The 9,930-nt window shown below is 38.1% G+C and carries 6 protein-coding genes; 1 reads left to right on the top strand and 5 read right to left on the bottom strand.

What is annotated here, in order from left to right; all coding sequences use genetic code 11:
• The 3 genes from JHD79_RS16940 to JHD79_RS16930 form a co-directional block, all read right to left on the bottom strand.
• On the bottom strand, window positions 1-782 hold a 782-nt coding region (locus tag JHD79_RS16940; RefSeq protein WP_199120488.1), incomplete at its 3' end, for a hypothetical protein.
• Between the two features lie 876 nt (window positions 783-1,658).
• On the bottom strand, window positions 1,659-5,129 hold the full coding sequence (locus tag JHD79_RS16935) for a choice-of-anchor Q domain-containing protein (RefSeq protein WP_199120487.1): 3,471 nt from the start codon (window positions 5,127-5,129) through the stop codon (window positions 1,659-1,661).
• A 150-nt stretch (window positions 5,130-5,279) separates the two neighbouring features.
• The gene (locus JHD79_RS16930) at window positions 5,280-7,010 is read right to left on the bottom strand and encodes a hypothetical protein (protein WP_199120486.1); all 1,731 of its coding nucleotides are present in this window, start codon (window positions 7,008-7,010) and stop codon (window positions 5,280-5,282) included.
• Window positions 7,011-7,261: 251 nt separating this feature from the next.
• Here JHD79_RS16930 and JHD79_RS16925 point away from each other — a divergent pair, with 251 nt between their 5' ends.
• A complete protein-coding gene (locus JHD79_RS16925; RefSeq protein ID WP_199120485.1) occupies window positions 7,262-8,086 on the top strand; it encodes a S1 RNA-binding domain-containing protein in 825 nt (274 codons plus the stop codon).
• 127 nt (window positions 8,087-8,213) lie between these two features.
• On the opposite strand, the gene JHD79_RS16920 is transcribed toward JHD79_RS16925, so the two are convergent.
• Both JHD79_RS16920 and JHD79_RS16915 read right to left on the bottom strand, forming a co-directional pair.
• Window positions 8,214-9,377, bottom strand: coding sequence for an O-succinylhomoserine sulfhydrylase (locus tag JHD79_RS16920; protein ID WP_199120484.1), 1,164 nt, complete (start codon window positions 9,375-9,377; stop codon window positions 8,214-8,216).
• A 73-nt stretch (window positions 9,378-9,450) separates the two neighbouring features.
• A complete protein-coding gene (locus JHD79_RS16915; protein WP_199120483.1) occupies window positions 9,451-9,873 on the bottom strand; it encodes an OsmC family protein in 423 nt (140 codons plus the stop codon).
• Window positions 9,874-9,930 lie beyond the last annotated feature (57 nt).

The following is a 9,930-nucleotide window of genomic DNA, read 5'->3' as shown; positions in this document are numbered from 1 at the left end:
TAAGTATAGGGGTCTAATCTGCCTTTGATTGTTATTTTGAAATCTTTTGAAAAATCAAATTTCTCTTTGTTTTTATAAATATTAAGAAATCTATCGGCATATCCCTCAGTAGGATCTAATATTAAATTTCCAGTTTCTATCGTCACTTTATTGTAGGTAGATTCATCAGAGAAGAACCCTTTTTTGATTTTTACAGGATTTAATTTCCAGTTATCAACATTACTGCTATCATTGATTACCATTAGTTTTTCAGTAGCTGTTGTTTTTAAGCTACTGATTTGGGGTGTTATTTGTTTCAGTTTCTCAATGATGAGTTTGTTTTTTTGGTTTTCCTTATAACTATCTACTAGTATAGTAATAGCATTACCCATAGTTTCTGTACTTACTTTTCCATTATTCATTTCCTGACCCAATTTCCAACCTATATAATTAGGGTTCTTAGCAAGTTGTTGTTGATATTGAACAGGAATTAAATTAAATAAATTGGAACCAAGGGCTTTTACATAATTATCAAAAGATAAATTTCCTTTTCCTATACTTTGTATTTGTTGTGTCAGGTTTAAACCTTGAATATAATTGTTTACTGATTGATCATACCCAAAAACCGTTTCAAGATAAGTTTTTGCATTTACTTCATCAATTTTCCCATCCAAAAGCAGACTTTCCAACAGCGTTCCAAATTGTTCATTTACAACATCTTCGAGTTTGATGTTTTTTTGTTGCGCTTTGAGTGTTGTTCCAATAAATAAAATCCCTATTAATAAATATAATTTTAGTTTCATGATATTTGAGTTTTAACGTTATTTAGGATTTCGGTTGGTGTACTCGCCAACCAATAGTCGAATATTTACAGATTTAATATCGAATAACCTCTGCCAACTAATTACTTCCAATCGTTTAGCCTTTTCTCTTTTGATGCTATTCTCTTTAGTAGGACCTACATTAACCTGTTGCACATGCCCCTGCCCAACTACAATGCAATGGCAGACCGAACACAAAAAACAATAGCATGTATATATAAATGATTTACCCATGCAATTTCGCTTAAGTTTATTTAGCAAAAAATACTCATTAATGGGTATTTTAACAATGTTAAAAAGATAGAAATCTTTAAATTAGAAAGATTTGAATAATTGAACCTTGGTCAATGCTGCTTATTTCAAACTACCTGGGTAATGACTTATTCTCTGCTCTATATGGGCAAATCAAAACCCTCAACGATTTCTTGCCTATTAAAGCAGTCCATCATCAGCGACCTAAAATGATAGTTAGCAGCGTATTTGTAAAGTTCAATTTAAGATTCTGATTTGGCTACAAATCTTGGAACTAACTGGCCTTCATCAAGTAACTTTAGCTTAGTCCAATATCTTCTTGAGAAAAAATTCAAGAAGATATTAGCTAACGCCACCAATTAATCCTGTTCTACTCCAATCAGCTTCTCTTCAACCCTAAGGGTAAACGCAGATTTTCAATACTAAGGCGAATACCTTCTTATTGTTCTTCTTTGGAAAAGCACTTTCCCTTTATCAATCCTTAATTCTAACATCAACCTGCCCAATCCTATATTGGTAATACCTCCATACCAATATAATAAGCAACAAGGCAAGCAGAACCATCAGTATATAAAATTTATCCGTCCTTTTTCCAGCCATTGTTCATTACTGTTTTAAAACCCTTATGCTCTTTAATCCTGCCCCCATTAACTTTACGATATATACACCCGTAGGAAGTCCAGACAAATCAAACCGCACCAGTCGATCATTGGGAAGAACTGTTTTAACAGCGAGTTGTTGTCCAGCAACATTAAACAATTTTGCTTCGGTATAAACATGGTCATTAAATGCGATATTGACTTTATCTTTTGTAGGGTTTGGATAAGCGCTCCAACTTTCCCTAGCAAGTGTAAAATTCAGCACTTTGTCACCAAGATGTGCAATTTGCCCATCAAAATCCAACTGCTGTAGCCGATAGTAATTAATTCCATTATAGGGCTGCTTATCATCAAACCAATAATTTTGTTGTTGGTTGGTGCTACCATGCCCCACTACCCTACCTAATTCCGTAAACACCTTACCATCTGTACTTCTACTCAGCACAAACTCCTTGTTATTGTTCTCTGAAACCGTATACCAACGCAGTTTAGCCTCATTATTTTCCATAACAGCGGTAAAGTCTCCGAGTTGAATAGGCAAAGTAGATTGGTATTCATAAGCACCCAGATCAATCGCAATTCCATTTATTCGGGGGTTACCCGCCAAGTCTGTGGTGTTTGTTGAAAGATCTGGTATTCTCCCTACATCAAACAAGGTTTTATCTCCCGCATTAATTGCAGGACTACCCGCCTGAAGGCTTAGATCGGTGACACTGACAAATTTTGGATCAGCTGTGATCACATTGGCAACAGTATAATTGAGATCAGCCGTAGCTATATGATAATCCCTTATCACACTGTTCAACACATTTACTTTCGTAGCACCTGTATTTAAACTATAGATCTCTTCCCTACCAGCATGAGCCGTAGCATTGGTATTATTCCAAATTATGCTATTTCGAATGCTTCCTCCCGAATTTGCAGCATAATATAGGCCTCCACCAAAACTAGATACATATGTGGTCCTGTTTCCCTCAATCGTCACATTGGTAATAATAGGCGCAGAAGTACCTCCATTATAAACTGCAGCTCCGTTATATAAAGTGATATTATTATTTAGGTTTAAATTAGTTAATACAGGGCTTGAATTATAGTTAAAGATACCACCGCCACTTCCAGCCACATTTCTATTTATCAAACAGTTGCTAAAGATAGGATTGGCAAGTTCATTATAAACTGCTCCGCCTAAACGTCCACCACTTGTATTATTATCCGAAAAAACAGCTCTTTTGATGATGGGATTAGAAGATAGATTTGCCATACCTGCGCCACCACCTTCATCGCCCCAGCCTTGACCAGCAACAAAAAAAGCCGTGTTATTTACAAAATAACAATCTGTAATTGTTGGATTGGAAGCCAAACCATTAAATATACCGCCTCCATTTCCATAATAGACATTATTTGCTTCAAAACGACAATTGGCTACCAAGGGACTGGCAGCACCTACATTTGTCATTCCCCCTCCATTATTTCTGAAGATATTCTGGGCATTGACCAAAATACCGGTATTGGCATTGGCATTCCCTCCCTTAATGGTAAAGCCATTGAGCTCTGCCAGCCCCAAGTCTCCGGCAGAAACCACTACATGGTAGGCATTTTCACCATTATTCGTAATGGCAAAACTATCGCCACTACCATTCAACTGATCATTATTCCCAAAATCTCCACTTAAAATACTTTTATTGGCCATTATATTTAAATTCCTTTGGGTCAATGTAGTTTCCGAGCCCGCAAAACCACCATAAAGCTTAATATCTTTTACCAACAGAAACGAATTGTCGCGATTTTTGTCCGTCCCAAAATTAGCCCCATCTTCCGGACTATATAAAGGCTTATAGATACCCCCTGCCACCCAAATCTCTTTAATGGCTACATTACTTTTAGCGGCTATTAGCGCATCCGCCAGTTCTGGAGCTGCATTGGCCCAACTATTGCCATAAAAATTACCTGTACCATTTTGTTTAATATAGACAATGCCATTGGCATCTGGCAAAGGTTGTGGGTTGTAGAGGCTTTCATACGCCCCTATATCTATACTTCCCTTTTGCAGACGGGCATTACCTGCCAAATCTTTAGCTGTGCTTAAGTCCGGCCCAAATAAGGCGCCTTCTCCCGCATTAATGGCAGGGCTTTTACGAGACAGCGTAAAATCATTTGCTCCATTAAACAATGGATTTTGGGAAGTTACATTTAAAGCTGGTGAGCTTAGGATAAGCAAAGGTGTTGCATTTAGGATACTATTTCTAATAAGCGCATTCAGGGGCTGATTATCAGGCAACAATATGGCCGGTGCATTTACGGCATCATTCCAGGCAACAGAATTGTAAAATTCAAAGGAAACAGCTTTAGATAATGATATTAAAACATTGCTTGGATGGTGAATGGTAGAATTAACAATTTTAAGAGCAGCTTCCCTATTAAAAATGGCGGCCTTACTGTTATTATAAAACAACGAATTGTAAACAACAACATTTGATTTAAGAACAGCCGCTAGCGCACTTCCATTGCCGTAGGTAGCGTAGCCATGCGCCGTAACCGTTATATCCGTTATATTCTCGTAAAAGATGCTATTCCTAACCGTTAAATTCCCTTTTCCCAATGCACAGATGGCCCCACCAGAACTTTCTGCATCACGCCCCTGTGAATTGTTATTGACCGTATTATGCTTAAAGGTACAATGGTCCACTTCCGCATTATAATAATGTTGCTGTGTATTGCTAGCTTCTAGAAAAGCTTCATCATAAAAGAACATTAATGCACCGCCTGTATAAGCAGAGACATTGTTCTCAAAATAACTATCCTTAATTTTAAACTGTTCTGTAGTCCCTAAAAGTCCGTCATAATAGACAGCTGCCCCACCCTGATTGGCAAAATTATCCAGAAACTTGCAATTGCTAATGATAGGATAATTTTTTTGATCATAATCTTGTACAGTAACAAAGATGGCGGCGCCCATATACAATGGCAGTTCGTTATTGATCACTCCACCAGAATTGGCATTGGCATTTTTGAAAGTGATGCCATCAATTATGGTTTGATCCGTTATGGTGATTTCATTCTTTGGCCAAATTACCAGCAGATGATAGCTATTATCTGCTTTATTTCCCAGCGTTCCAATGTCGCCATTTAAAATGGTAAAATTTGACAACAAGTCTCTCTCAGCTACAGAAGTTTCTGTACCCGAAAAGCCTCCATAAACTTTTAGGTTCCTGACAATTTCCAAATACTTTTGCCTATCATTATCTGTGGTAGGAAAATAATTCCCTGCCTTAAGCCATATTTCCTTAATTGCCGTATTGGTCTTTGCCGCAATAAAAGCTGTTCTAATTTCAGCTGCATTAGTCCACGACCCACCAGATTTATTCCCCAAGCCCTGTTCGCTTACGTAAACAATTCCATCCTTATTAGGAACAATAGTTTGTGCATGGAGCAAGTAAAAATTACACAACAATACTAACAGTGTAAGCTTTATTTTCATAATTCCTTCATTAGATCAAATAAATAACCTTACAAAGGTTCTGCTTTATTTAATGGAGGGCAAGGTTTTGGGGCGGACAAAAAGCGGACAACTGCCACATCATAGTGTTTGGCGATAACGACTGGCCATGGGCATTAGGCCAATGATCTTCTAAATCAATAGCGCCAGGTATTCTTCCAGTACTTCTTCCTTTTTTAAATTCAAACGTTGCTTAAGTCTTCGTTTACTCCTGCCTACGCTATCTTTGCCAATGCCCAAGGTACTGGCTATCTGACCAGGGGTCAATTTTAAATATAAGAGTGTAGCCAAGCGCTCTTCTGCAGGTGTAATGGAAATTATTTTAAGATGTAATGCAGGCAAGAACAAGGGATAGGCCATGGAAAACTCCAGTCTAAATTTTTCCCATTCTACATCGGTGATCAAAGTATAGTTTAAAAGGCTTTTGACGACCTGTCCATTTTCCGCGTCCACCTGTTTTTGCAAGTCTTGGATGAGCCGGTCTTTTTCAATGATATTTTGTGTAAAACTCAAGATCTGCACCCTTGCCCTTCTCACTTCCCTTTCCGCGTCCTTTTGCTTTTGGGAAATCTTTTCGGCCAAATGCTTTTGCTGCAGCATTTTCCTGTTATAAAACAGCAAGGCAATAACGGTCAACAGTACAATACCCATAATGATGAAATTGCGTGTCAAACGCTGCTTACTAATTGTACCGTTGGCTTTTTCTAAACTATCCTGCAAATTATCAAAGGCTATTTTAGCGTCAATGGCCGATAGTTTTCCCTTATTGATCATGGCAGCCAACGTATCCTTATATTGATAATATACATCATAATAATGATAAGCACTATCCGCCTGCCCGGTTAATCGATAAACTTTGGCCAGTCCCTTGCTGGCCGTAATTATTTCCCTTATCTTATTGCTTTTTATGGCCCAAACATAAGCCGATCTGAAACCTTTTAAAGCCGCTGGATACCATTTATGTTTTAAATAAATATTGGCCAGTGCATTTTGCGCCATTGCGGCATTATTCCACGATTCTAGCTTGATACTGCTCTTCAGATGTGTAGTGATTAACGGAATGGCTTTTTCATCCTCGCCCTGTAAAGAAAGCATGTGTCCAATGTTTCCCTTGGCTATACCCAACCATAATTCTTGAATATAAGGGGCATCTGGCTTTCGTTGTAAAGTATCTATAATTTGTTGGTAGTAATATTTTGCACTGTCGTACTGTTTTAATTGCTTATAGGAGACCCCAATAATATCCAATTGAAAGATATAAACCCTAGGATCCCACTTTTCGACCTCTACATTTTTAAATTTTAAGGCCTCAAGTCCATAAGTAATGCTTTGCTTATAATCTTCGGTTCGGTAAAGCGCGTAACTGATATTAAAAAATCGATTTTGCACAAAAGAAAAATACTGGAAGCCAATTTTCTTCTGCAGCTCCACTGCTTTTAGGTTATACAACAGAAATCCGCCATCGAGGTCTATTTGGCCTGCGAGTGCATAAATTTCTGCCAACAATTGCTCATCTTCCAGTTTATTGGCCAACTGTATGGCAAATTTTACCTTTTTAGCATTTTCTGTTTCTGCCTTTACCAAACTATATTCTTCGCTTCCCAGTACATCGAACATAAGAATTCGGGCCCTTAACCTATCATCGGCATGACGATCTAAATAAGCATACAACCTGGACAGTATTTGTTTATACTTGTTAGGATCTTTATAGTCCTTTAGCGTCTGGTAAGTTTTCTCGGCCTGATGGGTCTGGGAAATATCGTTAACAGACCAAGCTTTAATTAGGGGGTCGATATTAGGTTCTTGAGCATGGCCTGCCAAAGCATATAGGCTTAAAAAAAATATAACGACAATTCCTTTCATTAAATGAAACAGCTCTAATTATTAATGTGATCGCGTCTACTACAATTATAATTATTTAAAGTGACAGATAAATATAGTTTACCTATTTACCATAAAAAGCATTTCCAAAAAGTACAACTACATACAGTGAGCTGCATCGCCTCACTTGGGTATCCTGCTAATTACCATGTGCTTTTTTTTACAGGAAGCTTATCTACAAAAACAAATGTAATCGTTATAATCTTTCTATCTTTGCCCCTTAATTCCAACAAATGATATCGATAGGCAAATACAATACCTTAAGAGTAGCTGCAAAGAACAGTCAGGGTTTAAGTTTAACAGATGGTACCAACGAAGTACTTTTACCTTTTATAGAAGTAACTGGAGACATTGCCTTAGGCGATGATGTGGAAGCTTTTGTATACCTGAACAAAGACGGCAGTACGGTTGCTACGTTAAAAAATGTTTTGGCTACAGCCGATGACTTTGCTCTACTAAAGGTCGTTGATGTTAACGATGATGGTGCTTATTTAGATTTGGGCATTGACAAAGATGTGTTTGTTCCGAGAAGGGAGCAGAAGCGACCCATGGAACTTGGTGAAAGTTATGTTGTTTTTGTTTACCTTGACGATATGTCCAATAGGTTACTCGCCTCGTCAAAAGTTGACCAGTTTGTGGAATACGAAAACTATGATTTTGAAGAGGGAGATAGTGTTGAACTCTTAATTGTAGACAAGTCTGATTTGGGCTACAATGCCATTATTAACAATGAATTTATTGGTCTACTATACCACAATGAAGTCTTTACTACTGTAGAGCCCGGTTTGAGATGCAAAGGTTGGATCAAAAAAATTAGGGTTGAAGGAAAAATAGACCTCACCCTGCAACCATCTGGCTTTGGGCACATCTTAGACACCAAAGATTACATCTTAGAAGAACTCAAAGCAGTTGGTGAAATAAACTTAGGCGACAAAAGTTCTCCAGAAGACATCTACGATAGGTTTCAGGTTAGCAAAAGTGCATTTAAGAAAGCCATTGGTGGCCTTTATAAAGAACGCTTAATCACCGTTTCCGACCATCATATTAAGCTGATTTAATAGCAGATCTGGCTCATTATTCCGCCATCTCGAACGAGTTTACGAGGAGAGATCTAGCTAGCTTATCATATCTAATGATTGGATTTCTCTTCGTCATTCTTCCTCATCGAAATAACGTAAGCTTTTTTTAACTCAGCGCTTGCTCAATATCGGCAATAATATCATCTATATGTTCTAAACCGATCGATAAACGGATAGAGCCTTGTTCGATGCCTACAATATTACGTTCCTCTTCTGTTAGCTTACTATGTGTACTTGTTGCCGGATGTGTAGCAATAGAACGGGTGTCTGCCAAGTTTGCGGAAATAGAGAACATTTTCAGGCCATCTATAAAATGACGTGCAGCTTCAATACCACCATTAACCACAATGGTAACAATACCCCCGCCTTGTTTCATCTGCTTTTTGGCAATTTCATATTGCGGGTGTGATGGCAGAAATGGGTACTTCACCAGCTTAATTTTAGGATGTTTTTCCAGGTACTGTGCCACTTTAAGTGCATTTTCACAATGGCGATCCATGCGAACAGCCAAAGTTTCCAGGCTCTTCGATAAGATCCATGCATTAAATGGAGACAATGATGGGCCGCTGTGACGGGCAAAAGCAATAACCTCTGCAATTAATGCTTTACTGCCCAATATAATCCCTCCCAAAGCACGGCCTTGTCCATCGATATATTTGGTAGCCGAGTGGATAGAAATATCTGCGCCCAGTTTTATGGGCTGTTGTAAATAAGGTGTAGCAAAACAATTGTCAACCACCAATAATACTTTATGTTTTTTGGCCAAACCGCCCAAGAACTCCAGATCTATAAGATCAATACCCGGGTTAGATGGTGTTTCTACAAAAATCATCTTGGTATTCGGCTTGATCAAGCCTTCCCAATCTTCTGGCTTATCGAGGTCCGCATAATCAAAGGTAACACCCCACTTAGCAAAAACATTAGTCAGTAATTGGTGTGTAGAACCAAAAACCGATCTGCTCGACACAATATGGTCTCCACTCTTCAGAAAAGCAGCAAAAGTAGTAAATATGGCCGCCATACCTGTTGCCGTCGCAAAACCATCTTCTGCCCCTTCCAATAAAGTCATCTTTTCAATGAACTCTGAAGTGTTAGGATTAGAATATCTACTGTATACATTGCCCTCTTTTTCATTGGCAAACAAAGCACGCATCTCTTCCGCATCGTCAAACTTGTAACTTGAAGTAAGATAAATTGGCGAAGAATGTTCTTTATGGCTGCTTCTTTCGGTTTGTGTGCGTATCGCTATGGTTTCAAAATTTTCTGACATTATGAAAGTTGTAAGTTTTAGGTGATAAGTATTACGTTATCTATAGCACTAGCTATAGATAACTTAAAACGTATTATTTATTACCATTTATAGAGTATGTAAAATTTATAGTTGCCGATCTGCCCAAAATATTAGAAACAGAACAGTATTTATCAAAGGTCATTTGTAACGCTCTTTCTACTTTCTGAATGCTTAAATCGCCAAATAGATCAAAATGTATATCAATCACATCGAATATGGGCGGCATCTCTTCCTCTTTACGTGTGGCCTTAATGTTAATCTTAATATCGTTCAAGGGTTCTTTCTGCTTAGTGAGTACATTTACCACATCAATGCCACTGCATCCACCCAAACCTACCAACAGCATTTCCATAGGCCTAAAACCTTTGCCTTCGCCTCCAATAGCCGGCTTTGCGTCTAGTTCAACCGTAAAACCATTATCGTTTTCGGCTTCAAAATTAAATTTACCGCTTTTGCGGATCAGGTTGATTTCCATCTGTAAAAAGGCTTAAAGCTAAAAGCTCAACGCTTAAAGCTTTTCATACATTATGCT

The organism is Pedobacter sp. ASV28 (assembly GCF_016428855.1).
GTDB lineage: Bacteria > Bacteroidota > Bacteroidia > Sphingobacteriales > Sphingobacteriaceae > Pedobacter.
The sequence above is the reverse complement of the archived record's forward strand: the minus strand, read 5'-3'. Positions and strand labels throughout refer to the sequence as shown.